The 23,266-nt window shown below is 66.2% G+C and carries 26 protein-coding genes; 15 read left to right on the top strand and 11 right to left on the bottom strand.

What is annotated here, in order from left to right; translation table 11 throughout:
• Nucleotides 1-129: 129 nt before the first annotated feature.
• The 3 genes from A3Q7_RS0116745 to A3Q7_RS0116735 all read left to right on the top strand — a co-directional run bounded on the left by A3Q7_RS0116745 (nucleotide 130) and on the right by A3Q7_RS0116735 (nucleotide 2,331).
• Entirely contained in the window at nucleotides 130-1,044 is a 915-nt protein-coding gene (locus A3Q7_RS0116745; RefSeq protein WP_018413063.1) for a histone deacetylase family protein, read from the top strand.
• 68 nt (nucleotides 1,045-1,112) lie between these two features.
• Nucleotides 1,113-1,784 carry a hypothetical protein gene (locus A3Q7_RS0116740; RefSeq protein ID WP_018413062.1) on the top strand — a complete coding sequence of 224 codons (672 nt, stop codon included), beginning with the start codon at nucleotides 1,113-1,115 and terminating at the stop codon, nucleotides 1,782-1,784.
• Nucleotide 1,785: 1 nt separating this feature from the next.
• On the top strand, nucleotides 1,786-2,331 hold the full coding sequence (locus A3Q7_RS0116735) for a FlgO family outer membrane protein (RefSeq protein ID WP_018413061.1): 546 nt from the start codon (nucleotides 1,786-1,788) through the stop codon (nucleotides 2,329-2,331).
• On the opposite strand, the gene A3Q7_RS20015 is transcribed toward A3Q7_RS0116735, so the two are convergent.
• Genes A3Q7_RS20015 through A3Q7_RS0116720 form a run of 4 tightly spaced genes read right to left on the bottom strand, consistent with a single transcriptional unit; the run spans nucleotide 2,311 to nucleotide 4,333 of the window.
• On the bottom strand, nucleotides 2,311-3,261 hold the full coding sequence (locus tag A3Q7_RS20015) for an alpha/beta hydrolase family protein (RefSeq protein WP_018413060.1): 951 nt from the start codon (nucleotides 3,259-3,261) through the stop codon (nucleotides 2,311-2,313). The two genes, A3Q7_RS0116735 and A3Q7_RS20015, sit on opposite strands and share 21 nt — an antisense overlap.
• Nucleotides 3,261-3,761 (bottom strand): DinB family protein, encoded by a 501-nt coding sequence (locus A3Q7_RS0116725; protein ID WP_018413059.1) that lies wholly within the window; start codon nucleotides 3,759-3,761, stop codon nucleotides 3,261-3,263. Before A3Q7_RS0116725 ends, A3Q7_RS20015 begins: the two co-directional genes overlap by 1 nt.
• A 1-nt stretch (nucleotide 3,762) precedes the next feature.
• Nucleotides 3,763-3,963 carry a DUF1127 domain-containing protein gene (locus A3Q7_RS20615; RefSeq protein WP_077231373.1) on the bottom strand — a complete coding sequence of 67 codons (201 nt, stop codon included), beginning with the start codon at nucleotides 3,961-3,963 and terminating at the stop codon, nucleotides 3,763-3,765.
• Complete coding sequence (locus A3Q7_RS0116720) at nucleotides 3,938-4,333, bottom strand: hypothetical protein (RefSeq protein ID WP_026224956.1); 396 nt, start codon at nucleotides 4,331-4,333, stop codon at nucleotides 3,938-3,940. Before A3Q7_RS0116720 ends, A3Q7_RS20615 begins: the two co-directional genes overlap by 26 nt.
• A gap of 225 nt (nucleotides 4,334-4,558) precedes the next feature.
• On the opposite strand from A3Q7_RS0116720, the gene A3Q7_RS0116715 reads away from it, so the two are divergent.
• From A3Q7_RS0116715 to A3Q7_RS0116690, 6 genes are all read left to right on the top strand, one after another.
• Nucleotides 4,559-5,980 carry an aminotransferase-like domain-containing protein gene (locus tag A3Q7_RS0116715; protein WP_018413057.1) on the top strand — a complete coding sequence of 474 codons (1,422 nt, stop codon included), beginning with the start codon at nucleotides 4,559-4,561 and terminating at the stop codon, nucleotides 5,978-5,980.
• A 165-nt stretch (nucleotides 5,981-6,145) separates the two neighbouring features.
• Entirely contained in the window at nucleotides 6,146-6,703 is a 558-nt protein-coding gene (locus A3Q7_RS0116710) for an FxDxF family PEP-CTERM protein (RefSeq protein ID WP_018413056.1), read from the top strand.
• Nucleotides 6,704-6,746: 43 nt separating this feature from the next.
• Nucleotides 6,747-8,246, top strand: coding sequence for a PhoX family protein (locus tag A3Q7_RS0116705; RefSeq protein ID WP_018413055.1), 1,500 nt, complete (start codon nucleotides 6,747-6,749; stop codon nucleotides 8,244-8,246).
• Nucleotides 8,247-8,349: 103 nt separating this feature from the next.
• Nucleotides 8,350-9,870: a PhoX family protein gene (locus A3Q7_RS0116700; RefSeq protein ID WP_026224955.1), complete on the top strand. Its 1,521-nt coding sequence runs from the start codon at nucleotides 8,350-8,352 to the stop codon at nucleotides 9,868-9,870.
• Between the two features lie 66 nt (nucleotides 9,871-9,936).
• Nucleotides 9,937-10,701 (top strand): DNRLRE domain-containing protein, encoded by a 765-nt coding sequence (locus A3Q7_RS0116695; RefSeq protein ID WP_232418013.1) that lies wholly within the window; start codon nucleotides 9,937-9,939, stop codon nucleotides 10,699-10,701.
• A 12-nt stretch (nucleotides 10,702-10,713) separates the two neighbouring features.
• Nucleotides 10,714-11,430, top strand: coding sequence for a DNRLRE domain-containing protein (locus tag A3Q7_RS0116690; protein ID WP_018413052.1), 717 nt, complete (start codon nucleotides 10,714-10,716; stop codon nucleotides 11,428-11,430).
• A gap of 171 nt (nucleotides 11,431-11,601) precedes the next feature.
• Here A3Q7_RS0116690 and ubiA read toward each other — a convergent pair whose 3' ends face one another.
• Together ubiA and A3Q7_RS0116680 are read right to left on the bottom strand one after the other, a co-directional pair.
• The gene (gene ubiA, locus A3Q7_RS0116685) at nucleotides 11,602-12,465 is read right to left on the bottom strand and encodes a 4-hydroxybenzoate octaprenyltransferase (RefSeq protein WP_018413051.1); all 864 of its coding nucleotides are present in this window, start codon (nucleotides 12,463-12,465) and stop codon (nucleotides 11,602-11,604) included.
• Nucleotides 12,462-13,007, bottom strand: coding sequence for a chorismate--pyruvate lyase family protein (locus A3Q7_RS0116680; RefSeq protein ID WP_018413050.1), 546 nt, complete (start codon nucleotides 13,005-13,007; stop codon nucleotides 12,462-12,464). Before A3Q7_RS0116680 ends, ubiA begins: the two co-directional genes overlap by 4 nt.
• A gap of 129 nt (nucleotides 13,008-13,136) precedes the next feature.
• Between A3Q7_RS0116680 and A3Q7_RS20975 the strand changes: the two genes are divergently transcribed.
• Nucleotides 13,137-13,553 carry a hypothetical protein gene (locus tag A3Q7_RS20975; RefSeq protein ID WP_198289178.1) on the top strand — a complete coding sequence of 139 codons (417 nt, stop codon included), beginning with the start codon at nucleotides 13,137-13,139 and terminating at the stop codon, nucleotides 13,551-13,553.
• Here A3Q7_RS20975 and ccoS read toward each other — a convergent pair.
• Nucleotides 13,529-13,714 carry a cbb3-type cytochrome oxidase assembly protein CcoS gene (gene ccoS / locus A3Q7_RS0116670; RefSeq protein WP_018413048.1) on the bottom strand — a complete coding sequence of 62 codons (186 nt, stop codon included), beginning with the start codon at nucleotides 13,712-13,714 and terminating at the stop codon, nucleotides 13,529-13,531. The two genes, A3Q7_RS20975 and ccoS, sit on opposite strands and share 25 nt — an antisense overlap.
• Before the next feature lie 3 nt (nucleotides 13,715-13,717).
• Complete coding sequence (locus tag A3Q7_RS0116665; protein WP_018413047.1) at nucleotides 13,718-16,189, bottom strand: heavy metal translocating P-type ATPase; 2,472 nt, start codon at nucleotides 16,187-16,189, stop codon at nucleotides 13,718-13,720.
• Nucleotides 16,190-16,394: 205 nt separating this feature from the next.
• Here A3Q7_RS0116665 and cfa point away from each other — a divergent pair, with 205 nt between their 5' ends.
• The gene (gene cfa, locus A3Q7_RS0116660; protein ID WP_018413046.1) at nucleotides 16,395-17,555 is read left to right on the top strand and encodes a cyclopropane fatty acyl phospholipid synthase; all 1,161 of its coding nucleotides are present in this window, start codon (nucleotides 16,395-16,397) and stop codon (nucleotides 17,553-17,555) included.
• 22 nt (nucleotides 17,556-17,577) lie between these two features.
• Here cfa and A3Q7_RS0116655 read toward each other — a convergent pair whose 3' ends face one another.
• Together A3Q7_RS0116655 and tsaE are read right to left on the bottom strand one after the other, a co-directional pair.
• Nucleotides 17,578-18,909, bottom strand: coding sequence for an N-acetylmuramoyl-L-alanine amidase (locus tag A3Q7_RS0116655; RefSeq protein ID WP_026224953.1), 1,332 nt, complete (start codon nucleotides 18,907-18,909; stop codon nucleotides 17,578-17,580).
• Nucleotides 18,864-19,370 carry a tRNA (adenosine(37)-N6)-threonylcarbamoyltransferase complex ATPase subunit type 1 TsaE gene (gene tsaE, locus A3Q7_RS0116650; RefSeq protein WP_018413044.1) on the bottom strand — a complete coding sequence of 169 codons (507 nt, stop codon included), beginning with the start codon at nucleotides 19,368-19,370 and terminating at the stop codon, nucleotides 18,864-18,866. The genes A3Q7_RS0116655 and tsaE overlap by 46 nt, the downstream gene beginning before the upstream one ends.
• Nucleotides 19,371-19,433: 63 nt before the next feature.
• Here tsaE and queG point away from each other — a divergent pair, with 63 nt between their 5' ends.
• Nucleotides 19,434-20,516, top strand: coding sequence for a tRNA epoxyqueuosine(34) reductase QueG (gene queG / locus A3Q7_RS0116645; protein ID WP_018413043.1), 1,083 nt, complete (start codon nucleotides 19,434-19,436; stop codon nucleotides 20,514-20,516).
• Entirely contained in the window at nucleotides 20,513-20,713 is a 201-nt protein-coding gene (locus A3Q7_RS0116640; protein WP_018413042.1) for a SlyX family protein, read from the top strand. Before queG ends, A3Q7_RS0116640 begins: the two co-directional genes overlap by 4 nt.
• On the opposite strand, the gene gluQRS is transcribed toward A3Q7_RS0116640, so the two are convergent.
• On the bottom strand, nucleotides 20,707-21,615 hold the full coding sequence (gene gluQRS, locus A3Q7_RS0116635; RefSeq protein ID WP_018413041.1) for a tRNA glutamyl-Q(34) synthetase GluQRS: 909 nt from the start codon (nucleotides 21,613-21,615) through the stop codon (nucleotides 20,707-20,709). The two genes, A3Q7_RS0116640 and gluQRS, sit on opposite strands and share 7 nt — an antisense overlap.
• 24 nt (nucleotides 21,616-21,639) lie before the next feature.
• On the opposite strand from gluQRS, the gene trxA reads away from it, so the two are divergent.
• Together trxA and A3Q7_RS0116625 are read left to right on the top strand one after the other, a co-directional pair.
• Nucleotides 21,640-22,017 (top strand): thioredoxin, encoded by a 378-nt coding sequence (trxA, locus tag A3Q7_RS0116630; RefSeq protein ID WP_018413040.1) that lies wholly within the window; start codon nucleotides 21,640-21,642, stop codon nucleotides 22,015-22,017.
• Between the two features lie 270 nt (nucleotides 22,018-22,287).
• Nucleotides 22,288-23,265 (top strand): UDP-glucuronic acid decarboxylase family protein, encoded by a 978-nt coding sequence (locus A3Q7_RS0116625; RefSeq protein ID WP_018413039.1) that lies wholly within the window; start codon nucleotides 22,288-22,290, stop codon nucleotides 23,263-23,265.
• The last annotated feature ends 1 nt before the right edge of the window (nucleotide 23,266 follow it).

The following is a 23,266-nucleotide window of genomic DNA, read 5'->3' as shown; positions in this document are numbered from 1 at the left end:
CGTCCGCGCGGGGGCAGACACGTGGATGTGGTCACAGACCGGCAACGCGCACGCCCGTTCCTGTGCAACCGCCCGTGATGTCACCTGTCAGAAGCGGCGCCGCCCTGCCCGCCGAGGTTTCGTCATCGCATGATCGCCTGGTACGCCGATCACTTCGTCCTGCCCTTGCCGGACGGCCACCGCTTTCCGATGGACAAGTACCGGCGGTTGCGCGAGAGGGTGGCCGCCGAGTTGCCGCAGGTCGTGCTGCGCGAGCCGCCGCCCGCCACCGATGAGCAGTTGCTGCGCGCGCACGAGGCGGATTACGTGGCGCGCGCCGTGGGCGGCATGCTGACGGCGCCGGAAATCCGTGCGATCGGCTTCCCCTGGTCGCTGCAGATGGTGGAACGCTGCCGCCGCTCTGCGGGCGCCACCCTTGCCGCCTGCCGCACCGCGCTGGACGAAGGCGTATCGGTAAACCTTGCCGGCGGCACGCATCACGCCAGGCGCGCCAGCGGCGCCGGTTATTGCGTGTTCAACGATGCCGCCGTCGCCGCCCGCATGCTGCAGGTGGAGTGCGGCATCGAACGCGTCGCCGTGATCGACCTCGACGTACACCAGGGCGACGGCACGGCGGACATTCTCGGCACTTCGGATGACGTGTTCACGCTGTCGCTGCACGGCGAACGCAACTTCCCCTTCCGCAAGGAACGCAGCCATCTCGACATCGGCCTCCCCGACGGCACAGGTGACGAAGCCTATCTGGCCGCACTGGACCGCGCACTGCTTGAACTGGAAGCCCGCCTGCACGCGCAGTTCGTGATCTATCTCGCGGGCGCCGACCCCTACGCGGGCGACCGCCTCGGCCGCCTGCGGCTGAGCAAGCAGGGACTGGCCGAACGCGACCGGCGCGTCGTCGGGTTCTGCCGCAGCCGCGATCTGCCTCTGGCCATCGCCATGGCGGGAGGCTATGCACCGGACATCGAAGACATCGTCGACATCCATCTGCGTACGGTAGCCATCGCCAGCACACTCCATTGTCGTCCCTCGCCCGGCAATCGTTGACCGCAGCGCGGTGATTTCTGGTAGCTTTCGCCCTGTATATTCATATGTCATTAACGGAGGCTGCCGAGATGACCCCTGCCGCAATCCCGCATGGCGCACTTTTCCTGCTCATCCTGCTCGCGGGCTGCGCCGCGCCCTACAGCGAAACACCGCTCGCCACCAACTTCCCGACCTCGCGACAGCCCAAGCTGCAGGCAGCCGATCACTGGGCGACCATCGCGCGTGACGTGGCGCGCCAGCTCGCTGCCGGCCTGAACGACAGTCGTCCGGTCCATATCGACGAGGCGTCCTCGCGCAGCGAATTCGAGCGCGCCTTCGCGCGTCAGCTCGCATCGGCACTGATGGAGCAGGGGCACGCGGTGAGCCGCAGTCCGCACGACGCACTGATACTGGCTTTCGATACCCAGGTCGTGCGCTTCTCGCCCGATCGCCTGCAAAGTCGAGACCATGGCGGTCTGACCTTGCTCGCAAGCGGTCTGTGGGCGCTGGCGGCGGTCGATGCCACGGCAGCCGGCGCCGCCACCGCCGGCGTGGCCGGATACGACGGCTATCGCGCAGCCTCCAGCGAATTTGCGCGTGGCGACACACCGGCGACCGAAATCCTGATCACCGTGCATGTGAGCGATGGCGCGCGCTACCTCGCGCATCGCAGCCTGGTCTATTACGCGGCGGATGGCGACCGGGCGCTGTACGATCCGGGCAGCGGCGGTCATCCGATACGCATGCAGGGAGGTCTTTGACATGCGCCGCGCACTGCTCCCCCTCGTCATTTGCACGACGTTCGCGATCTACGGATGCGCCACCGACACGAAGCCTGACCCGACCTATGAACAGGCCGCCAGCGACCGCTTCGTTCCCAGCAACTATCGTGCGGCCGAAGCGTTGATGGCGCAGATCAATGAGCGCATCGCACCCGGCAATCCGCTCATCATCGCCACGGTGGTGAATATCGACGCACTCGAACAGTCGTCCACGCTGGGGCGGCTGATATCGGAACAGGTGTCCTCGCGCTTTTCGCGCGCCGGCTACCGGATGATAGAAATGAAGTTCCGCAACAGCGTCTACGTGAAGCAGAACCAGGGCGAACTGGTACTGACGCGCGAAATCAAGGATCTGGCGATCAGCCACCAGGCGCGCGCCGTCATCGTCGGCACCTATGGCGCCGCGGACGACATGGTGTTCCTGAACCTGAAGGTGATCGACCCGGCCAGCAATGTGGCGCTCGCCGCGCACGATTACGTGCTGCCGCGCGATGCGGCGATGCGCTCACTGCTGCGCGGTCGCTGATGCCCGCACGCCTGCATCGCTGCCTGCCGATGCACCGCACAGCCAGCGCAGCGCAAGCGGCCACAGCGTGTGCTGCATGTCGGAATGAAAGGGCGCGAAATGACCGATGCGGCTCAAGCCGAAACGCTGCGGCAGGAACTGCACCTGTCGCGTACGCGCGCTGACGAACCAGCCCAGCAGGCGCTGCATCGCGGCCGGCGTGGCATACGGGTCGTCCGCCGCTGCACAGGCCAGCACGTCGGCCCGACATGCCGCGAAAGCGGCGCGGGCCGCCGCGCCATCCGGCCGCCCTCGTGCGGCCGGCAACCACGGGTAGAGGCGATCGAAATCAGGCCACAGCCGCAAGCCCCACTCCAGCGCGACCCCGCGCGGCAGATCTTCCAGCCAGCCCAGCCGGCGCCCCGGGAAGTAGCCCATGCACAGCGCGAGCAACGGCATCAGCAGATGCCAGCGCAACAGATAGCCCACGCGTTGGCGCGCTGCGTAATCGGGCCAGTAGGCGTACTGGGAACCCACCAGCAGCAGCCGTGCAAGCCGCGCATTCGCCGGCGCGCAACCCAGGCAGAAGCCGCCGATGCTGTGGCCGACGCCGACCAGGGGGCGCTCCGGGAAGCGGCCGGCGAGCCAGCGTATCGCCGCATCGGCATCCAGTGCGCCCCAGTCGAACTTGGTGGCGCGCAGCCCGCGGAGGCCGGCGTGCCGGCTCAGGCCTATGCCGCGATAGTCAAAAGTGAGCGTCGCCAGGCCCCGCTGCGCGAGCCAGGCCGCGAAGCGGTCGTAATAGCGCGCGGCAACACCCGTCGCGCAGCAGATCACCACCGCAGGACGCCGGACGCTGCCGTCGGCGGGCAGCCACAGCGTGCCGCGCAGGCGATATCCGTCATCGCTCGGGAACTCGACGGCTTCGGCCACCGGTTCGGGCGTACGCATCACTGCGTGCGCCGCAGGAAATAGATCAGATCCATTTCAGGCGCCGGCAAGCCCAGGCGCGTCAAGGCGGCAGACATCTGACCGCGGTGGTGAGTGCCGTGATTGAACACGTGCAGTGCGGTGGACGCCCAGACCGACGCGACCTGCTGACCGGAGAGAGTGCGATAGCCGAGCGGGCTGCCCAGCCGCACCTCATCGGCTTGCTGAATCAGCGTGATCCAGCGCGCCGCCTGATCAAGCACGCGTTGCGCGAGCGCATCGCGATCCGGCTCGACTTCATCGGCCAGCGAACGAACGGAGGGCGATTCGCCGACGAAACGTCCATACCAGATCAGGTCGGCCAGCAGCAGATGATTCAGCGTGCCGTGCAGGCTCTTGAAGAACAGGCCGCAGTCAGCTCGATAATCGGCGTCGGACACCTGCCTGAGCACGGCGAGCAGGCGTTCGCTGGCCCATGCGTGGTAGTCCGCCATATCGAGGCAGTGTCGTTTGAGGTTCATGTCACGCTCTCCTTCCCGGTTGCGGACGAAAGGGATGTCCGCCGAACCGGTCGCCAATGACGGACGGAATGTCCGATCGCCCGAGCCCCAGGTCGCGCAGCTCGAGATCGTTCATGCCGCGCAGCTCGGCATCCGCCCGTGCCCGACGCCGGGCAAGGGCGATGCGTCGATACAGATCACGGAGCCAGGCGTTCGCAGGCACGGGCCAGTTCCTTGGCTTCGCTGAAGCAGCTCCACGCGTCGGCAGGCACCTCGGTCACGATGCAGTAGCTGGACGGGTGCAGGGGGCCCAGAAGCTCTTCCAGGCTGCTCCATGCAGCGGCCATGAAGCGCGTCCTGTCGTGGGCCGTGGTGGTGCCGACGGTCACGCGCACCTCCAGGTGCAGGGCCATCTGCCGCGCCTCGACCGGGACTCCGCCGACGGACCAGTCGTCGACACTCTGCGCCGACAGCGCGGTTTGCGCCTTCTTCTTGCGCAGCACGTCGACGGTCAGGTCCAGCACGGCGCGTCGGACGGCAAGCATGGTGTCCGCGTCCGGTCTGCGCGACAGATTCAGCGTGATCATGGGCATGAGGGATGGCCTCCAGACTGAGGAGCCCATCATGCATCACAGGCACTGTACCGATTAACACACAGAGATTCGTTAAAGAACCGGTACAGTTTGGCTTCAACGCACACTGTATCGTTCGAGCCTGGCGGCAACTGTACCGACCACCTTCACACCATCGGCACTACAGTTGCCTCGACACACCGGTCAGAGTGGGAGCGGTGTGTCGCCCATGCCGGAGAAACCGCGATGAACCGATACGAACAGCTCGCCGATCGCCTGCGTGCGGACATCCGCGCCGGCCTCTATCCGCCGGGACAACGGCTGCCCTCGGTACGCCGGATCGCTTCGCAGCAGGGACTGAGCATCGCCACCTGCATTTCGGCCTATCGCAAGCTCGAAGCCCAGGGGTGGCTCGAAGCGCGGCCGCAGTCGGGCTTCTATGCGCGCACACCCGAAGCACTGCCGCCGCGCGCGCACCAGACCTGCGAGGACGAGTCACCAGGCGAGGTCACCATGTCGGAGCGCGTGGCGCAGGTGATGCGCGCCTCGCATCGCGAGGATCTGCTGGTACTGAGCACGGCCATTCCGCACATGGACTTCCTTCCGGTGAAGGATGTGCGGGCCAGCCTGAGCCGGGCCTTGCGCGCGGACGATGCGGGCAGTGCGCGCTATGGCGAATTCATCGGCGAAGAGGTATTGCGTACCCAGATCGCGCGCCGCTCGATCGAATCCGGCTGCCAGACGCACCCCGACGACGTGATCATCACCACCGGCTGCCAGGAAGCTCTGACCCTGGCCCTGCGCGCCACCACACAGCCCGGCGACGTGGTCGCAATCGAATCGCCCACCTTCTTCGGCACGCTGCAACTGATCGAATCGCTGGGCCTGAAGGCGCTGGAAATCCCCACCGATGCCCAGACCGGGTTGAGCCCGGAAGCGCTGGAGCTGGCGCTGGACAAATGGCCGGTCAAGGCCTGCCTGATCTGCACGAGCTTCAGCAATCCGGGGGGCGCCAGCATGCCCGACGCGCACAAGCGGCGCATCGTGCAGATGCTGTCCGCACGCGGCATCGCGCTGATCGAGGACGACATCTATGGCGAACTGGCGCACAGCGGCGAGCGCCCGCGCGTGGCCAAGGCATGGGATCGCACCGGCCATGTGCTGCTGTGTTCGTCCTTCTCCAAGACACTGGCACCGGGGCTGCGACTGGGCTGGATCGTGCCCGGCCGCTGGCGGCGCGAGGTCGAGCGGCTCAAGTACGGCAGCACCATGTCCACCGCGCTGCTGCCGCAGCGGGCACTGGCCGACTATCTGTCCACCGGCCGCTGGGAGCGGCATCTGGCCAAGGTGAGGCGTCAGTACGCCGAACAGATGGAGCGCATGCAGACGGCGATTTCGCGGCACTTTCCGCCCGGTACCCGCTGTACGCGCCCGGCCGGCGGCTTCATCCTGTGGGTGGAACTGCCGGAACAGGTGGACGCGCTCGCCCTTCAGGCACAGGCACTGGCTGCCGGCATCAGCGTGGCTCCGGGTCCGATGTTCTCGCCCCAGGGCAAGTACCGCAACTGCATGCGGCTCATGTGCGCGGTGCGCTGGGACGCGCGCGTGGATGCGGCACTGGCCCGACTGGGCGCGCTGGCCAGCAACCTCGCATCGGGTCGCCGCTGACCTCGCGCATTCGACGGACACCGGGGCGCCGATAGTCCGTTCGGCGCACCCCACCCGGCCGAACGGACTATGACTTGCGTACTCGTGAAGTTAACGCGAGGTTAACTGACGATACATCGGTCCCCTGCAAGCTCTCCGGGCCTTGACCCACCTCCGGAGAGCACAATGAAGAAGACCTGTTCCATCCTGGCCGCGGCGCTCGGCGCCGGCCTCATGTCCCTCGGCGCGCACGCGGCCGCCCCCACCTTCGCCGGCAGCTTCGGCTCCGGCACCACGGCCGGCACGGTCGCGGCGGAAAGCCTGGGCAGCTCGGGCAACTGGACCTTCTGGACGTTCACCGCCGACTTCCTGAGCGATGTGAGCATCACCATCACGCCCACCAGTTCCGATCTCGACGTCATATTCGGTGTCTGGTTCGGCGTGGAAACCGATACCGAGAACTACTCCGGCATCAACACGGATTCGCTGAGCACCCTGCTGGTGGGCTATGCCGATGGCACGGAATTCAATCCCACCGCCGGCGCCGGCCAGGCCGCAAGCCTGCGCTTCTTCAATGATTACGGCACGGGCCCCTTCGTGCTGGCCATCGCCGACTACACCGACGGCGTGGGCAGCGGCCAACTCGGCTACACCATCACCGCCTCGGTTCCGGAACCGGAAACCTACGCCCTGCTGCTCGCCGGCCTCGGTCTGATCGGCGTCGCCGCGCGCCGTCGCGCCTGACGGTTTTACACCCCTGCCCGAACGCACAAGGAGAGATACAAAGATGAACCATCAAGACGATCTGATCGATGTCCTGCGCGACTTCAGCAAGACCGACGCCACCAAGGACATGGACCCGCACTGGACCTATGGCCGCCGCGGCTTCCTGAAGAGCGGCGTCGCTGCCGCCGCCACGGTTGCCATGCCGTTCAGCATCATGGGCGCCAGGCAGGCGCACGCGGTGCAACTGCCGTACAGCCCCGATTACGGCCCGCTCGCCCCGGTCAATGACGAAGTGACCGGCCTGCCGCTGCTGCAACTGCCGGAAGGTTTCAAGTACTGGTCCTTCGGCTGGACCGGCGACGTGATGACCGATGGCATCGCCACGCCGGGCGCGCATGACGGCATGGCAGTGGTCGCATCCGACGCCAACAAGCTGGTGCTGGTACGCAACCACGAACAGAGCAGCCGTACCGCCGGCTCGTTCGCGAACGCGAAGATCACCTACGACCCGACCTGTAATGGCGGCACGACCAATCTGGTATTCGCTCCGCGCTCCAAGCAGTGGGTCGGTTCGTATGCATCGATCTCCGGCACCATCCGCAACTGCGCCGGTGGCCCGACGCCGTGGAATTCGTGGATCACCTGTGAAGAAACCTCGGATGGCGTGCACAACGGCGCCACCAAGCAGCATGGCTACTGTTTCGACGTGCCCGCGTCCGGCGCGGCCAAGCCGGTGCCGCTGGTCGACATGGGCTGTTTCAGTCACGAAGCGGTGGCCGTCGATCCGGTCACCGGCATCATCTACGAAACCGAGGACAGCACGCCGTCCGGCTTCTACCGCTTCATCCCGAAGGTGCCGGGCAATCCGGCTGCCGGCGGCAAGCTGCAGATGATGAAGGTGGTCGCCTCGACCAACGCGTCGCGCACCCTCAACGGTGTGGCCTACCCCTACTTCAACACGGCAGCGGCAGACATCCCGGCCGGTACGACCTGGGATGTCGAGTGGGTGGATATCGACGAGCCGAACAAGCCTTTCATCACCGGCACCACCTACGGCGGCGTGGTCGCCCAGGGCATCATGAAGGGTGCGTCCAGCATCACCCGTGGCGAAGGCTGCTGGTATGGCAACGGCCAGATCTTCGTCTGCTCGACCAGTGGCGGCGCCACCGGAAACGGCCAGATCTTCGCCTACGATCCGCGCAAGGAAACCTTCTCTCTGCTGTTCGTGTCGGGCGGCAACAGCCAGGTGGACAATCCGGACAACATCGCATGGAGCCCGCGTGGCAGCCTCATCCTGTGCGAAGACGGCGACGCGACCCCGCAGGCACTGCGCGGCCTCACCCTGGACGGCACCATTTTCCCGTTCTGCTACAACAACGTGAACTTCTCGGCTTCGGGCACCGGCAGCTATACCCGTCCGTCGGGCCGCTCCTTCACCAGTGACCAGCGTGGTTCCGAGTTCTGTGGTGCGACCTTCCACAACGAATGGCTGTTCGTGAACATCCAGTCGCCCGGCATCACGTTCGCGATCACCGGTCCGTGGGACAACGGCGCGCTGTAATAAAAGACTTCGAATGACGATTCATGGCCGGCGCAGCTCTCGCGCCGGCCATTTTTCATACCCTGGCCACACTGACGGCCGACGAATACGCAAGGATACGAACATGACACTGCGCGATGACACGATGGACATGCTGCGCGACTTCAGCCGCACCGACGCCTCACGCGAGATGGATCCGCACTGGAGCTACGGCCGCCGCGGCTTCCTGAAGAGCGGCGTCGCCGCTGCCGCGACCCTGGGCATGCCCTTCAGCATGCTGGGCTCGAACAAGGCACAGGCCGTGCAACTGCCCTACAGCCCGGATTACGGCCCGCTCGCACCGGTCGCCGATCAGAGCACCGGTCTGCCGCTGCTGCAACTGCCCGCCGGCTTCAAGTACTGGTCCTTCGGCTGGACCGGCGACATGATGACGGACGGCATCGCCACGCCCTCCGCTCACGACGGCATGGCCGTCGTGGCTTCCGATGCCAACAAGCTGGTGCTGGTGCGCAACCACGAACAGGGCAGCCGCACCGCCGGCTCCTTCGCCAACGCAAAGATCACCTATGACCCGACGTGCAATGGCGGCACCACCAATCTGGTGTTCGCACCGCGCACCGGTACCTGGGTGGGCGCCTATGCGTCGATCTCGGGCACCATCCGCAACTGTGCGGGTGGCCCGACGCCGTGGAACTCCTGGATCACCTGTGAAGAAACCTCGGATGGCGTGCACAACGGCGCCACCAAGCAGCACGGCTTCTGCTTCGACGTACCGGCGACCGGTGCAGCCAAGCCGGTGCCGCTGACCGGCCTGGGCTGCTTCAGCCATGAGGCGGTCGCGGTCGACCCGGTCACCGGCATCGTCTACCTGACCGAGGACGACAACCAGAGCGGCTTCTACCGCTTCATTCCGAATGAACCGGGCAATCTGGCCGCCGGCGGCAAGCTGCAGATGATGAAGCTGGTCGCGGCGCCCAATGTGTTCAATCAGAAGATCGGACACAGCGGCACCTCGGCCACCTACACCTATTTCGACACCGGCGTCGGTTTCGCTGCCGGCACGACCTGGGACGCCCAGTGGGTGGATATCGAGGATCCGACCCGCGCCTTTGTCGAGAACAACACGAACTTCTACGGCGGCGTGCGCGCACAGGGCTTCGCGCAGGGCGCCACCAGCATCCGCCGTGGCGAAGGCTGCTGGTATGGCAATGGCCAGATCTTCCTGTGCTCGACCAATGGCGGTGCCGCATCGCGCGGCCAGATCTTCGCCTTCGATCCGCGCACGCAGACGCTCACCCTGGTCTACGAGTCGCCCAATGGCTCGACCCTGTACCAGCCCGACAACATTGCGTGGAGCCCGCGCGGCAGCCTCATCCTGTGCGAGGACAGCGACGACAGGACGGAAGTGGAATACCTGCGTGGTCTGACGCTCGACGGCACCATCTTCCCGTTCGCCGCCAGCAATGTGGACTTCCGCAGCACCGGCATCGGCAGCTACAGCCGCAATGGCGTGACCTACAACAGCGACTACCGGATGAAGGAATTCACCGGCGCGACTTTCCACAACGAGTGGCTGTTCTGCAACATCCAGACGCCGGGCATCACCTTCGCGATCACCGGCCCCTGGGGCAATGGCGCGCTGTAATCACGACGCATCACTTTGAATGACGAGGCCGGCATGCGATGCATGCCGGCCTATCAGAAGGAGCACATGATGATACGCATGACGCTGATCGCCGCAGCCACTCTCGGCGCCCTGCCGGCCTTCGCAGCCGATACGCTGACCTTCCAGCACGGCAGCAACGGCTACCAGTCCGCGCAGGACACCATGATACGCAGCAACGAAACCGCCAGCGGTTCGGGCCAGAGCAGCAATGGCGACAGCCGCGGCACCAACTTCGGTTCGCTGGACTACGTCAGCGTCGACGGCGACGATGGCAGCCCCGGCAGCAAGCCCAATCAGGGCCTGATCCGTTTCGACGGGCTGTTCGGCAATGCAGCCGGCCAGATCGGAGCCGGAGACACCATCGTTTCCGCCACGCTGAACATCCATGTATTCGATGTGGGCAGCGGCTTCACGCTGCACGACATGCTGATCGACTGGTCGGAATCGAATGTCACCTGGAACAGCGTCGGCAACGGTGTCCAGACCGACGGCGTCGAAGCGAGCACCAGCGCACTGTTTTCGATCGGCGCCAACAACAGTTCCGGCAATGTGCCGACCGGCTGGCTGAGCATCGATGTCACGACTTCCCTGCAGGCCGTCCAGGCCGGCACCCTGCCCGGCTTCGGCTGGTTGCTGTCGCCGTTCACGGCGGGTACCAATGGCATCGACTTCCGCAGTTCCGAGTACGACACGGTCAGCCTGCGCCCTTATCTGAGCGTCGAAGTCGCGCCGGTTCCCGAACCCGCGAGCTGGGCCCTGCTCGGCATCGGACTCGGCCTTCTGGGCGCGGTCGCACGTCGCAAATCCTGAGGACACCACATCATGAACAAGATCATTCTTGCGGCACTGCTCGCTGCGATGACGACGGCTGTTTCCGCGAAGACCTACACCTTCCAGCAGGATGTCGACGGCTATCACGGCAATATGGACGTGACGCTGTACAGCTCGGAGCCCGATTCCAGCAACGGCTACGAGCAGGAGCTGAGCATAGACGCTTCCGACAGCGGCTCGCCCAATCATGTGCTGGTGCGCTTCGACGAACTGTTCGGCTCGGCGGCCAACCAGATCAAGGCGGGCGAAACCATCGTGTCGGCGACGCTTACGCTGGAAATCACCAGCGCGGGCAGCGGCATCCTGTTCCACGACATGCTGATGGACTGGGACTCGGCATCCGCGACCTGGAACAGCTTCGATGAGGGCGTGCAGACCGATGGCGTCGAGGCGGTGGCCACGCCCTTCCTGGTGATCGGCGCGAACAACGGCGACACCAATATCCAGGAAGGCCGTCTGGTGCTCGACTTCACCGAAGCGCTGCGCCGCATGCAGGCCGGCAGCGTGCCGGGCTATGGCTGGGCGCTGCTGCCCTTCATGCCCAATGGCACGAATGGCGTGGACTTCTACAGCGCGGAAGGCTTCGAACTGAGCACGCGTCCGCTGCTCACCGTGGAAGTGAGCGCGGTTCCGGAAGCCGACAGCTATGCCCTGATGCTGGCCGGTCTTGGCCTGACGGCGCTGATGGCCCGTCGCCGTCGCGTCTGATGCATGCCGGGGCACGTCGCCCGCGGGCGATGTGTCCCGGCGGCTCCGCAGCACACCTCCCGCGTCTCATGCCGCCGCAGCGACGTGGAATCCCTGGAACGTCGATCGCCGCCAGGCATGTCATCCTTGTTGCGCCCCCCGGCGACGAACAACCCGTTCGGTGCGCGACAGTCAGCGCGTCAGGTAGTCGGCCAGTATGCCGACGAACACCGCCGCGCCGAACCAGTTGTTGTGCAGGAAGGCGCGGAAGCACTGCGCACGGTCCCGATCGCGTATCAGCGTCCAGTGATAGAGCGCAATGCCGGCGGCGACGCCTAGACCGGCATGAAACGCCAGACCCAGTCCTTCCATCCATCCCCACAGCGCGAGCAGTGCGAGCGTGGCTGCATAGCACACCATGATGGCCGCCACGTCGAAGCGGCCGAAGGTGATGGCCGATGTGCGTATGCCTAGGCGCAGATCGTCCGGCCGGTCCACCATGGCGTACTCGGTATCGTAGGCGATCGCCCAGAACACATTGGCTGCCAGCAGGATCCAGGCTTCGACCGGCACGGTGTAGAGCTGGGCGGCGTACGCCATCGGGATGCCGAAACCGAAGGCAATGCCCAGATAGGCCTGCGGGATGGCGAAAAAACGTTTGGTGAATGGATAGCTGGCGGCCAGGAAGAGTGCCGCGAAAGAAAGCAGCATGACCAGCCGGTGCAAGGGCAGGATGAGCACGAAGGCGATCAGCGACAGCGTCGCCGCCAGCAGCAGCGCCTCGCGCGGGCTGACTTCGCCGGTTGCGAGCGGGCGGTTGCGCGTGCGCTCCACATGGCCGTCGAAATCGCGGTCGGCGTAGTCATTCATGACGCATCCGGCACTGCGCATCAGCACCGTGCCGAGCATGAATATCCAGACGATGAAGGCCGACGGGCGACCGCCACCGGCAACCCAGAGTGCCCACAGCGTGGGCCAGGCCAGCAGCAGGATGCCGATCGGCTTGTCCAGCCGCATCAGTCGTTCCCAGGCGTTGAGTCGGGCCAGCAGATTCACCGTGCAAGCTCCATGATGGCGGGCAGGAAGACTTCGGTCACCAGCAGGGGGCGCCCGTGTCGCATGAACAGCGAGCGCCTCGCCCACAGCGGCCGGTCCGGCACGAGTCCCAGTGCGCGGATGCGCCGGTGCAGCGCATGATCCGGGGCGAGACGGCGCGCCGCCAGCGGCGAACGCACGACCCGGTGATCGGCGAACAGTGCATCGCCAAGCGGGCGGTGACCCATGCCGGAAAACAGGCGCCACACGCCGCGCAGGTCATCCAGACGCACGATGCTGTGCGCGAACACCACGGGCACGCCATCCGCACACAGCAGCACTTCGCGCACGCGCACCGCCCGGCCCGGCGCCACCCTGAGCGCGTTGCGCTCGTCGCGTCCGGGCAAGGCGGTCGACTGCCGCAGAGGCACCACGGTCATGCAATGACAACGGCACCTGATGCGCGAAGTGAGCGAATGCGGATCGGTGAGCCAGCCACTCAGTGCGGCGGGCACGAAAAGCGCCGGCGAACGCCATGCGTCGCCGGCCTGATGAAAGGACATGAAGAAACAGAGCGGATCCGGAACCGGACCACATGATAACCAAGCCGATGCCGCTGCGCCCCGTCGGGCTGCGCGGCTGCGGCAGGAGTCCGCCGCAGCCGCGCGCGCTCACGCAATGCGGAGCGGACCGTGATCGTCGCAATGATCGCCGTGCGGGTGGTGCAAATGCCCGTCCACAAGGTAATCCACATGGTCGCCGTGCGGCACCGCCTCATGGCCACACCCGGGGCCGTGAACATGACCGGCGGCGTGGCCGCTGCAACGGTGCTGCGGCGTGCAGCTGTCGGGATTCTCCGCGCCAACCGCGATCACATGCTCGTCCACATGGTCGCCATGCACATGATGCAGATGTCCGTCATGCAGATAATCCACATGGCCCTCGTGTTGGACCGCAGTATGGCCGCAGTTCGCGCCGTGCCGATGGTCGTGATGATCGTGCTGTTTGCATCCGCTCATGCGATGTCCCCCGGTGAAGGTGTCTGCACTATAGTCGATGGATCACGCGTCCGCCGCATTGTGCGTCACGACCGGCGCCGCTCCGGCTGATCGGCGCCGATCTGCTGCGAGCGATCGTCGTCCATCAGCATGCGATGAGCCGGCCCCTCGAGGTCATCGAACTGCCCGCTGCGCGCCGACCACACGAATATCGCACCGATGCCGAGCGCAATCAGCACCGACAGCGGAACCAGCAACCAGAGTATGTCCATGCCTCAATCGACCTTGTGACGTCGCTGCAGACGCAGCGCATTCAGCACCACCAGCAGCGAACTGAGCGACATGCCTATGCCGGCCATCCACGGCGTGATCCAGCCCAGCATGGCGGGCGGGATGGCAAGCAGGTTGTAGGCAAACGCCCAGCGCAGGTTCTGGCGCACGATGGCCAGTGTCGCACGCGCGGTATCCAGTCCCAGCGTCATCGCATCGAAGCGGTCGGACAGCAGTACCAGATCGCCCTGGGCACGTGCCAGTTCGGTGCCGCTGCCCATGGCCACCGACACATGGGCCTGGGCCAGCACCGGCGCGTCGTTCACGCCGTCGCCGAGCATGGCCACCACCGCGCCATGCGCCTGCAGCGCTTCGATGCGCGCGCGCTTGTCCTCGGGCGACATGCGCGCCTGCGCGTCGGCGATGTCCAGCTCTCCCGCCAGTGCGCGCACCGGCTCTTCGGCATCGCCGGACAGGAGAGTGATGCCTATCCCCCGTTCGCGCAGTCGGGCGAGCAGGGCCCGGGCGCCCGCACGCAATTCGTCACTCAGATCGATGCGGCCGATCAGGCCATGTTGGTCGCCCAGCCAGACCGGGGTGGCCGATGACGCCCCGGCGCTGGCCGGCGGCGTCGCACCCGACAGTTCGCATACGTAATCGGCGCGCCCCAGTCGGTACAGACGCCCGGCGACCTGCCCCTGCACGCCCTTGCCGGTCTGCGCCGACAGATCGGTCGCGGCGAGCGCACCCGCGCGCTCGCGCAGCGCGCGCGCGATCGGATGCGCGGACGGACCTTCCAGCGCGGCGGCCACGGCCAGCATGTGCGCCGCATCCATCGCGGCGGACGGGTGCACCGCCTGCACCTTCATGTTTCCGGTGGTCAGCGTGCCGGTCTTGTCGAACACGACATGCGTCACCCGCGCCAGCGTTTCGATGGCATGGGCGCGCGTCACCAGCAGCCCGCTGCGCGACATGACGCCGGTACCCACGGTGAGTGCCGCCGGGGTGGCCAGTGACAGCGCGCACGGGCAACTCACCACCAGGACGGCAACGAATATCCACAGGGCGCGCGATGGATCCAGCCACAGCCAGATGGCGCCGGTGAGCGCCGCCAGCACGATGAGCGCCGACACGAAATGCACCGCGACGCGATCGGCGAACTGCACCACTTCGGGACGGCTGGCCGACGCGCGGCCGATCAGCCGGCGGATGGCGGCGAGCCGGGTGGCTTCGCCCACCTGCTCCACTTCCAGCACCACCGGCGACGCGATATTCACGCTGCCGCCGACCACGCGGTCGCCGGGCGCGCGCGCCTGCGGTCTGGATTCACCGGTCAGCAGACTTTCGTCCACTTCGCTGCGGCCATCGACCAGTCGTCCGTCGGCCGGAAACACCTCACCGGCGGCCACTGCGACATGGTCACCGGCGGCCAATCGCGCCACCGGCACGGCTTCCGTCGCCGAACCGGGCCAGGTGACCAGACGACGGGCAAGTGCCGGCATCACGCGAGCCAGTTCCTCGACGCCGCGAACCGCACGCTGGCGCGCCAGCATTTCAAGATAGCGGCCGCCCAGCAGCAGGAACACGAACATGGTGACCGAATCGAAATACACCTCGCCCGAATGGGTGACCGTGGCCCATACGCTGGCGATGAAGGCGCTGCCTACGCCGAGCGCGACCGGCAGGTCCATGCCTATGCGTCGTGCCGACAGGTCGCGCCAGGCGCGGGCAAAGAACGGCGCGGCCGAATAGCACACAACCGGTGCGGTAAGCACCAGACTGGCCCAGCGCATCAGTGCGGCAACGCTGCCTGGCAGCTCCAGCTCGCCCGCGATGTACTCGGGCCACGCGTACATCATGACCTGCATCATGCCGAGTCCGGCCACGGCCAGCCGCCACAGCGCATCGCGACGCTCGTTGCGCGCCACCGACTCGGCATGCGCCTTGTCGTTCGGCCACGCTTCGTAACCGATTTCGGCCACCGCCCGCAGAATCCCGGAAAGGCTGATACGGGCGGGATCCCAGACCACCCGCGCGCGTCGCGTCGCGTAATTGATATCCAGATCGAGCAGACCCGGCAGGCGTCCGACGTGCTGCTCGTTCAACCAGACGCACGCCGCGCAGCGTATGCCTTCGATGATGAGCAGGGCCTCGCGCGCCTGCGCGCAATCGGGGTGCGCAACAGTGCGCACGAAATCTGCTTGTACCTCGGGCAGATCATAGACCGTCAGGTCGCGCGTGCCCGAGCCGTCTTCGGCCTTCGGCGACAGCGTGTCGCGGTGCGCATAGAAGGCCTCGAGGCCACCGCCGGCGATGGCCTGCGCGACAGCCGCACAGCCGGCGCAGCACATCGGACGGTCTTCACCGGCAACGCGCACGCGATAGCGCACCGGCCCATCGACCGGCAGGCCGCAGTGGTAACACTGCACCGCGGCGCCGGGGGGGCTGTGCAGCACCGGCGTGTCGGGGGCATTCATCAAGGACAGGGACTTTCGGTCATGCGGCGGATTCTAGTCGTGGCGGGGCATGGGCCCCATGACGTGAGTCAAGCACATCCGGCCGCCCGGCAGATGCCGCCCGGCCTGTCTGCGCACTTGCACCATCAGGATACTTGCGGATGAATTTAGACTTGGTCTAAATTCAGAAGACCGACCGATTTCTGATCCCCGGAGAGACCTGCCCATGAAACAGGAGAGCTTCGACACCTCGTCCTCGCTTGCATTCCCCGTGCCCGGAAAGCGCTACCGGCTGATGGCCGGCCTGCTCGAACACGCGGGCATCCACCTCGACGGCCGCGCGCCGTGGGACATGCGCATGCATGCCGCCGATGTGCCCGACCGCGTATTCGCCGAGGGCAGCCTGGGGCTGGGCGAGTCCTACATGGATGGCGACTGGGACGCGGAACGTCTCGATGAATTCTTCGCGCGCCTGCTGCGCGCCGAACTCGACGAGAAGGTGCGCCCCTTGAACATGTTGCTGCATGTGCTCGGCGCCCGCATCCTGAACCGGCAGACCCGGCGTCGGGCGTGGAGGGTCGGCGAGCAGCACTATGATCTGGGCAACGAGTTCTACGCGGCCATGCTGGACCCGCGCATGACCTATACCTGCGGCTACTGGAAGGATGCGCGTGACCTGGCCGCGGCGCAGGAGGCGAAGCTGGACCTGATCTGCCGCAAGCTCGAACTGAAGCCCGGCATGCGTCTGCTGGACATAGGCTGCGGCTGGGGCAGCCTGCTCGGCTTCGCCGCGGAGCGCTACGGCGTCAGTGGCGTCGGCGTCACGATTTCGCGCGAACAGGCCGAGTTCGCCCGCGAGCGCTATGCGCGGCTGCCGCTCGAGTTCCGCCTTCAGGATTACCGCGACGTAGACGAACGCTTCGACCGGGTGGCGAGCGTGGGCATGTTCGAACACGTGGGCCGCAAGAATTTCCGCACCTTCATGCAAGTCGTACGGCGCGCACTCATGCCGGACGGGCTGGCGGTGCTGCACACGATAGGGAAGAACAGCCGGCGTGGCGCCACCGATCCGTGGATAGACCGCTACATCTTCCCCAACGGCGATCTGCCGTCGATCGGCCAGATCGGCGACGCGGTCGACGATCTGTTCGTGGTCGAGGACCTGCACAACTTCGGATCCGATTACGACCGCACGCTGATGGCCTGGCACGACAACTTCGAACGCGCCTGGTCGCGTTTCGCCGATCGCCTGGGAGAGCGCTTCCATCGCATGTGGCGCTACTACCTGCTGTCCTGCGCCGGTGCGTTCCGCGCACGCGACATCCAGCTGTGGCAGTGGGTGCTGTCACCGGCCGGCGTGGTCGGCGGCTATCGCAGTCCGCGCTGAACGCTGCGCCCGCGCGGGTCGGTCAGAGCTGGGCGATGCGCGAGCGGTTGAGCGGCGGATTCTTCGCCAGATAGCGGCGGATGCCGCGCAGGATGGCTTCCGCCAGCTTGTCCTGATAGGCGTCGTCGGTCAGCCGCTTTTCCTCTTCCGGATTGGAAATGAAGGCGGTCTCGACCAGGATGGACGGAATGTCCGGTGCCTTGAGCACCGCGAATCCGGCCTGTTCGACCTGTGCCTTGTGCAGCGTGTTGATGCCGCCCAGTTCGCCCAGCACGGCGCGCCCGAGCTTCATCGAGTCATTCATGGTCGCGGTCTGCGACAGATCGAGCAGCGTGCGCGCGAGATAGGGATCCTTCACACCCAGATTCACGCCGCCGACCAGATCGGCGGCATTCTCGCGCTGCGCCAGCCAGCGCGCGGCAGAACTGCTGGCACCGCGGTCGGACAGCACGAATACCGAACTGCCACGCGCGTCCGGGCGCACGAAGGCATCGGCGTGTATCGACACGAACAGGTCGGCGCGTACCCGCCGCGCCTTGGTGACGCGGGTACCCAGCGGCACGAAGTAGTCGCCGTCACGCGTGAGCACCGCGCGCATGCCGGTCTCGGCTTCGATCTTCTTGTGCAGCCGTCGGGCCACCTGCAGTGTCACGTTCTTCTCGTAACTGCCGCCGCGTCCCACGGCGCCGGGGTCCTCGCCGCCATGACCCGGATCCAGCACGATGGTCACCAGACGATTCACGTCGGCCGCGGTCGCCGGAGCATCCTTCGCCTGGGCGCCCGGCGTCGCGGCATCGGGCGCTGCCGCGAGCGGTTCCTCCGGCTGATCCGGCGCGACATCGCCCTCGTAGCGGATATCGCCCTGGCGCGCGAGCTGCATAAGCGGATCCAGAGGCTGGGCCGGATAGATGTCCATCACCAGACGGTGCCCGTACTGCCCCACCGGCGGCAATGTGAACACCTGCGGCTTCACCTCGGTCTTCAGTTCGAGCACGAGGCGCACCACGCCCGGCTTGTTGCGTCCGGCGCGGATGAGCTTGATATGGGGATCGGAGTCGGCAATCTTGCCCGGCAGGCTGCCCAGCACGCTGTTCAGTTCGACGCCTTCGATGTCGATCACCAGACGTTCCGGATTCTGCACCGTGAAGTGGGCGTACTTCAGGGCATCGCGGGATTCCAGCGTGATGCGGGTATATTCCAGCGACGGCCACACGCGTACTGCCAGCAGTGAGGTGCTGGACGCGCGGCCGACCGGGCTCACCGACAACAGCAGCGCTGCGCCCGACAGCGCGAGAAAATCGCGGCGCTTCAGGGGCCCGGTAACGACCGACCGGCGGACAGGCGGCCTAGACATGCGACACCTTGCGGCGTATCGCCGGACACGCGCGCACGACGCGCTTCACCGACGACGTCGAGCGCGATGCGCAGATCGGGTTGCGGCAGGTGCGCGCCAGCCTTGTCCGGCCATTCGACCAGACAGACACCGGCCTGCTCGCCGGTTTGCCCGAAAAATTCGTCCAGACCTGCTTCGATGAATTCATCTGGATGGCTGAAGCGATAAAAATCAAAGTGATACAACGGGAAGTTTAAGCTAGAAATAGCATACGATTCAAGCAAAGTGAAGGTCGGACTTTTTACCTTGCCGCTATGGCCCACGGCGCGGAGCAGACCGCGCACCAGCGTGGTCTTGCCGGCGCCCAGATCTCCCTCGAGGAAGATGCACAGGCCCGGCCGCAGCGCCGATGCGAGAGCGGCGCCAAGCTGTTCGGTGGCCGCGCTGTCGGCGAGATCCAGGATCAGGGTGCTCGAGGTCATGACAGAGGGGGTATCCAGGGTGACAGTGCGCGGATTATCCGCCGCCCCGGCCGGGCTCGGGCAATGAACATCGGGCTGCCCTGTGCGCCGGACGAGCTGGTGCGCCGCATCCGCGACTGGTCCCGCGAACTGGGTTTCGCGTCGGTCGGCATTTCCGGTGTCGATCTGGGCGAAGCGGAAACGCGCCTGCTGCAGTGGCTGGCAGAAGGACGTCACGGCGAACTGGACTACATGGCGCGCCACGGCGCCACGCGCGCCCGTCCGGCCGAACTGGTGCCGGGCACGCTGTCGGTGATCAGCGTGCGCATGCCCTACTGGCCGGAGGCGGCGGCGGATGCCCAGAAGGTGCTCGACGCACCCGGCCTCGGTTATGTGTCACGTTATGCACTGGGACGCGATTACCACAAGGTGGTGCGCAACCGGCTGCAGAAGCTGGCCGAACGCATCGAGGCGCTGACCGGGCCATTCGGCTACCGCGCCTTCACCGATTCCGCACCGGTGCTGGAGGTGGAAATCGCGCGCCGTGCAGCGCTCGGCTGGCGTGGCAAGCACACGCTGCTGATACATCGCGATGCCGGTTCGCTGTTCTTTCTGGGCGAACTGTTCACCACACTGCCGCTGCCGCCCGATACACCGCAGGCCGACCATTGCGGCCGCTGCACGCGCTGCATCGACGTATGCCCGACCGGTGCCATCGTCGCGCCGTACCAGCTCGACGCGCGGCTGTGCGTGTCCTATCTGACGATAGAACTCGCTGGCGCGATTCCGGAGGCGCTGCGGCCGGCGATCGGCAACCGCATCTACGGTTGCGACGATTGCCAGCTCGTCTGTCCGTGGAACCGCTACGCGCAGCGTGCGGTGGCACCGGATTTCGCGGTGCGCAACGGGCTGGACCGCGCCACCTTGCCCGAACTGTTCGCCTGGAGCGAGGATGAATTCAACCGCCGGCTCGAAGGCAGCGCGATACGGCGCATCGGTCACGAGCGCTGGCTGCGCAATATCGCGGTGGCGCTGGGTAATGCCCCGGTCAGTGAAGCCCACCGCGCCGCGCTCGAGGCGCGCGCCGACCACACCTCCGCGCTGGTGCGGGAACACGTGGCCTGGGCGCGATCCCGGCAGACGACACGACAAGGAACCGAAGAATGAATGCACGGCTGGACGATATCGAGGCACGTATCGCGCTGATGGATGACATGCTGGATGCGGTCAACCGCACGGTATTCGAGCAACAACGGGCGATAGAGGCGCTGCAACTGCAGCTCAGGCACGTGTATGAACAGATGCGCACGCTGCAGCCGGCCGAGCGCGCCGACGCGCAGCAGGACATTCCGCCGCATTACTGACGGGGAGCGCCTGTCGCGATGCCCTCGCGCGGCACGCGCACCAGATTCCAGTTGCTCACGGCCCAGTCGAGCAGCGCGTCGCGGTCATCCGCCCGCACGTCCTCAGGTGGCGGATGACCCAGAAAGCACAGCGCATCGACCAGATCGCTGGACGCATGGTCTGGCCGCAACGCCGGCGCGCGGGTCTGCTTGGACAGCTTTTCGCCCTTTGCGTCGAGCACCAGCGGCAGATGGGCGTAACGCGGCTGGGGCAGCCGCAGCGCGCGCTGGATCAGGATCTGCCGCGGCGTCGAGGTAAGCAGATCGGCTCCTCGCACCACGTCGGTCACGCCCTGGTCGGCGTCGTCCACCACCACGGCGAGCTGGTAGGCACAGTAGCCATCGGCCCGCCACAGCACGAAATCACCGGCGTCGGCCGCGACATCCAGCGCGACGCGGCCGAGCACCCGGTCATAGAAAGCGGTTTCGCCCGGCGCGGCACGCAGTCGCCAGGCGCGCGCCGGGATGCCGGAACGGTCGCGGCAGGTGCCGGGGTAGCGGCGCGTGCCGTCCGACGCCAGCGGCTGGCTTTCCAGGTCGCGCCGGCTGCAGGCGCAGCCATAGGCCAGACCGCGCACGACCAGCGCGTCGAGCGCGGCGCGGTAGACCTCGGTTCGGCGACTCTGCACCCTCACCTCGCCATCCCAGTGCAGCCCCAGCGCTTCGAGCTGATGCAGGATGGTGTCGCTGGCCGCCTGCGAACAGCGCGGCACGTCCACATCCTCGATGCGCAGCAGCCAGCGCCCCCCGTGCGCCCGCGCATCCAGCCAGCTTGCCAGCGCGGCGACCAGCGAACCCTTGTGCAGCGGGCCGGTCGGACTGGGAGCGAAACGGCCGACATAGGATGTCCCTTCGGCTAACATCGCAGCTCAACCGCAAGGACAATCATGGCGACCATCGAACTGACCGAAGAGAATTTCAACAGCACGATAGAGAACAATCCTTTCGTGATCATCGACTTCTGGGCCGAGTGGTGCGGACCGTGCCGCAATTTTGCCCCGGTGTTCGAAGCCGCGTCGGAAAACAACCCCGACATCGTATTCGCCAAGGTGAATACCGAGGAACAGCAGGGCATCGCCGCCGCGTTCAGCATCCGTTCCATTCCCACCCTGATGGTGTTCCGTGAGCAGATCGTGCTGTACGGGCAGCCGGGCGCCTTGCCGGCAGGACAGCTCGACCAGCTCATCGAGCAGGCCAAGGCGCTGGACATGGACAAGGTGCGCGCCGAAATCGCGACCCAGCAAAGCGACGGCGCGACCTCCTGATCGACCGCCCGGTGCTACTGGACGCGTCCGCTCCAGGACGCATCCAGTCACGCCCTATGAGCTTGCGTTGCCCTTTTCGGTGCACGGGCGTCGATGGTGCCCGCCAGCGGCCATCGCGCAGCCTTGCGCGGAACCCGGCACACGCCGGCGCGACGCATGGATCGATCTCCCTAGTACTTTTGGCCGATGTTGCACGAGGCATGCCGCACTGCATGATGGCGGACATGACATGAATCTTGTCCATCCACGCCCCGTACGGCAGAGGTCCGCATGCGAAACTATGATGACCGGAAACGTGTCCTGGTCACCGGCGGCGCCGGCTTCCTCGGCTCGCACCTGATCGACCGCCTGCTCGAGCGGGGCGACGAGGTGGTCTGCGCGGACAACCTGTTCACCGGCACCAAGCGCAACATCGACCATCTGCACGGCCATCCGCGCTTCGAGTTCCTGCGGCACGACATCACCTTTCCCCTCTATATAGAGGTCGACCAGATCTACAACCTGGCCTGCCCGGCCTCGCCCATCCACTACCAGCACGACCCGGTGCAGACCACCAAGACCAGCGTGCATGGCGCGATCAACATGCTGGGCCTGGCCAAGCGGCTCAAGGTGCGCATCTTCCAGGCGAGCACGTCCGAGGTATATGGCGATCCATCGGTACATCCGCAGACCGAGGGCTACTGGGGCAACGTCAATCCGGTCGGTCTCCGCAGTTGTTACGACGAAGGCAAGCGCTGCGCCGAAACCCTGTTCTTCGACTACCACCGCCAGCACGGACTGGACATCCGGGTAGCGCGCATCTTCAATACCTATGGCCCGCGCATGCATCCGAACGACGGACGCGTGGTCAGCAATTTCATCGTGCAGGCCCTGCGCGGCGAGGACATCACGCTGTACGGCGACGGCAGGCAGACGCGCAGCTTCTGCTATGTCGACGACCTGGTAGAGGGATTCCTGCGTTTCATGGACCTGGGCGACGACCACAGGCCGGGCTTCACCGGGCCGATCAACCTCGGCAATCCGGGCGAGTTCACCATACGGGAGCTGGCGGAGAAGGTGCTCGACATCACCGGCTCGCGCTCCCGCCTGGTGTTCCGTCCGCTGCCCGCTGACGATCCGATGCAGCGGCGCCCGGACATTTCGCTGGCGCGCGAACATCTGGACTGGCAACCGACCGTGGCGCTGGACGAAGGGCTGCGCAGGACCGTGGCGTACTTCGACGCACTGCTGTCCGGCCGCAACAACTGAG

Source organism: Methyloversatilis thermotolerans (assembly GCF_000372885.1).
In the GTDB taxonomy this organism is placed as follows: Bacteria; Pseudomonadota; Gammaproteobacteria; order Burkholderiales; family Rhodocyclaceae; genus Methyloversatilis; species Methyloversatilis thermotolerans.
The sequence above is the reverse complement of the archived record's forward strand: the minus strand, read 5'-3'. Positions and strand labels throughout refer to the sequence as shown.

Bases quoted from the DNA above. Each gene is read 5' to 3' on its own strand.
- A3Q7_RS0116745 (WP_018413063.1), top strand. From the start codon at position 130: ATGATCGCCTGGTACGCCGATCACTTCGTCCTGCCCTTGCCGGACGGC.
- A3Q7_RS0116740 (WP_018413062.1), top strand. From the start codon at position 1,113: ATGACCCCTGCCGCAATCCCGCATGGCGCACTTTTCCTGCTCATCCTG.
- A3Q7_RS0116735 (WP_018413061.1), top strand. From the start codon at position 1,786: ATGCGCCGCGCACTGCTCCCCCTCGTCATTTGCACGACGTTCGCGATC.
- A3Q7_RS20015 (WP_018413060.1), bottom strand. From the start codon at position 3,261: ATGCGTACGCCCGAACCGGTGGCCGAAGCCGTCGAGTTCCCGAGCGAT.
- A3Q7_RS0116725 (WP_018413059.1), bottom strand. From the start codon at position 3,761: ATGAACCTCAAACGACACTGCCTCGATATGGCGGACTACCACGCATGG.
- A3Q7_RS0116720 (WP_026224956.1), bottom strand. From the start codon at position 4,333: ATGCCCATGATCACGCTGAATCTGTCGCGCAGACCGGACGCGGACACC.
- A3Q7_RS0116715 (WP_018413057.1), top strand. From the start codon at position 4,559: ATGAACCGATACGAACAGCTCGCCGATCGCCTGCGTGCGGACATCCGC.
- A3Q7_RS0116710 (WP_018413056.1), top strand. From the start codon at position 6,146: ATGAAGAAGACCTGTTCCATCCTGGCCGCGGCGCTCGGCGCCGGCCTC.
- A3Q7_RS0116705 (WP_018413055.1), top strand. From the start codon at position 6,747: ATGAACCATCAAGACGATCTGATCGATGTCCTGCGCGACTTCAGCAAG.
- A3Q7_RS0116700 (WP_026224955.1), top strand. From the start codon at position 8,350: ATGACACTGCGCGATGACACGATGGACATGCTGCGCGACTTCAGCCGC.
- A3Q7_RS0116695 (WP_232418013.1), top strand. From the start codon at position 9,937: ATGATGATACGCATGACGCTGATCGCCGCAGCCACTCTCGGCGCCCTG.
- A3Q7_RS0116690 (WP_018413052.1), top strand. From the start codon at position 10,714: ATGAACAAGATCATTCTTGCGGCACTGCTCGCTGCGATGACGACGGCT.
- A3Q7_RS0116680 (WP_018413050.1), bottom strand. From the start codon at position 13,007: ATGTCCTTTCATCAGGCCGGCGACGCATGGCGTTCGCCGGCGCTTTTC.
- ccoS (WP_018413048.1), bottom strand. From the start codon at position 13,714: ATGGACATACTCTGGTTGCTGGTTCCGCTGTCGGTGCTGATTGCGCTC.
- A3Q7_RS0116665 (WP_018413047.1), bottom strand. From the start codon at position 16,189: ATGAATGCCCCCGACACGCCGGTGCTGCACAGCCCCCCCGGCGCCGCG.
- cfa (WP_018413046.1), top strand. From the start codon at position 16,395: ATGAAACAGGAGAGCTTCGACACCTCGTCCTCGCTTGCATTCCCCGTG.
- A3Q7_RS0116655 (WP_026224953.1), bottom strand. From the start codon at position 18,909: ATGTCTAGGCCGCCTGTCCGCCGGTCGGTCGTTACCGGGCCCCTGAAG.
- tsaE (WP_018413044.1), bottom strand. From the start codon at position 19,370: ATGACCTCGAGCACCCTGATCCTGGATCTCGCCGACAGCGCGGCCACC.
- queG (WP_018413043.1), top strand. From the start codon at position 19,434: ATGAACATCGGGCTGCCCTGTGCGCCGGACGAGCTGGTGCGCCGCATC.
- A3Q7_RS0116640 (WP_018413042.1), top strand. From the start codon at position 20,513: ATGAATGCACGGCTGGACGATATCGAGGCACGTATCGCGCTGATGGAT.
- gluQRS (WP_018413041.1), bottom strand. From the start codon at position 21,615: ATGTTAGCCGAAGGGACATCCTATGTCGGCCGTTTCGCTCCCAGTCCG.
- trxA (WP_018413040.1), top strand. From the start codon at position 21,640: ATGGCGACCATCGAACTGACCGAAGAGAATTTCAACAGCACGATAGAG.
- A3Q7_RS0116625 (WP_018413039.1), top strand. From the start codon at position 22,288: ATGCGAAACTATGATGACCGGAAACGTGTCCTGGTCACCGGCGGCGCC.